The 1,497-nt window shown below is 48.8% G+C and carries 1 protein-coding gene and 1 pseudogene; both read left to right on the forward strand.

Annotation, left to right across the window (positions count from 1 at the left end; genetic code table 11):
• Positions 1-230, forward strand: a pseudogene (locus tag AC0AP0_RS10910) (carbohydrate ABC transporter permease); the annotation flags it as partial.
• Between the two features lie 228 nt (positions 231-458).
• On the forward strand, positions 459-1,460 hold the full coding sequence (locus tag AC0AP0_RS10915) for a LacI family DNA-binding transcriptional regulator (protein WP_258323687.1): 1,002 nt from the start codon (positions 459-461) through the stop codon (positions 1,458-1,460).
• Positions 1,461-1,497 lie beyond the last annotated feature (37 nt).

Raw genomic sequence — 1,497 nt, forward strand, 5'->3', positions numbered from 1 at the left:
TGTTGATACTTTATATATGGAATGATGTCTTCTATGCCCTGTTCATTTTGTCAGGGAAGCTAGATACCCTGCCGCTCAATCTGTACAACGTGGCTAGCGCTGGCTTGCACCTTAACAATTGGCATTTGATTTTTGCCTACATTATCTTAATGAGCCTTCCGCTGCTGATTATTTTTGCGGTTGCCCAGAAGAAGATAATCTCTGGCATTACCGGAGGAGCAGTCAAGTAGAGATTGGTGTAATTCTCGGTACTAGAGAGACCCCTTGCTGAATTCTCAAAATCGGATCAGTAAGGGGTCTGCCAATAAAAACCTATAATTGGTGAAGTCCAGTTACATTGGTTGTGGCATTTCCTGGCTTTGTTTTTCGGCTTTTTGCCAGGGCAAGACAAGATATGACCTTGATGATGGTAGGTGGCTGTGAAGAGACATAACAAGCAAAGCGCTTCTATAAAGGACGTGGCAGAAATGGCCAATGTTTCCATCTCTTCCGTCTCCCGCTTTCTCAATGGCGGTTATGTCAGTAGCGCGAATCGCAAGCGGATCGGAGATGCAGTAAACCGATTGCACTATAGGCCTAGTCGTATAGCACAGGCCTTGGCAAGCGAGATCAATCCGTCCATTGCAGTCATTGCCATCGATTCATCTCAGCTTGGCCCCACTCTTATGCTTGGCGGCATAGAGCAGAAGGCTCGTGAAAAAGGATTGGCGGTTACTATTTGTGTGCCTGAGACCAACAAGGTCGTGGATATCAGACATACGCTGAACGCTGCTCTCGACCAGCAGCCCTTGGGCGTGCTCTTCATGTATCCGGATATGGTCGACATGAGACTTCACGATATTTTCCCGCTGGATGTGCCTTATGTGATGATCACGGGTGAGAAAGCAGATGGCTTTCCCGACATTTCCTTGTGCGATAAAGACGGTGGTGAAATCATCACCAGGTATCTGCTTTCACTAGGACATGAGACTGTGTATCATGTAGCGGTTCCTGTCAAGTCGAAAACCAACAGACGTATGCAGGGTTGGGCGAAAGCCCTGCGCGACATGGGAGCCAGGGTCCCTGAACCGATTTATTCAACCTGGGATCCAGGTGAAGCGCGCGATATAGGCAGAGCACTCGCGTTAAAGGAAGATGTGACTGCTGTGTTTGCTGGCAATGATGAACTTGCCATAGGTGTGATCAGTGGTCTGCGCGATATGGGTAAGCGGGTGCCTGAAGACGTCAGCGTGGTGGGTTTCGATGGGCATCCTCTTTCCGGCTACTGGGATCCGCCGCTGACTACGCTAAGGCAAAATTTTGCGGAGGCAGGCAGATCCAGTGTCGACTTGTTGCTCCGGCAGATCAACAGCAGGGAACAAGAAGAAGATGAAATGGCCACAGACGAGAATAACGAAGATATGAGAATGGACATCCATGGCAAATTGATCATTCGTGGATCCGCTTCCAAACCTCATTGATCGATGGTTGCCCTGCTCTTGGTGCTTGGAGGATTTT

Source organism: Bifidobacterium sp. POST2/T3 (B1) (assembly GCF_058197115.1).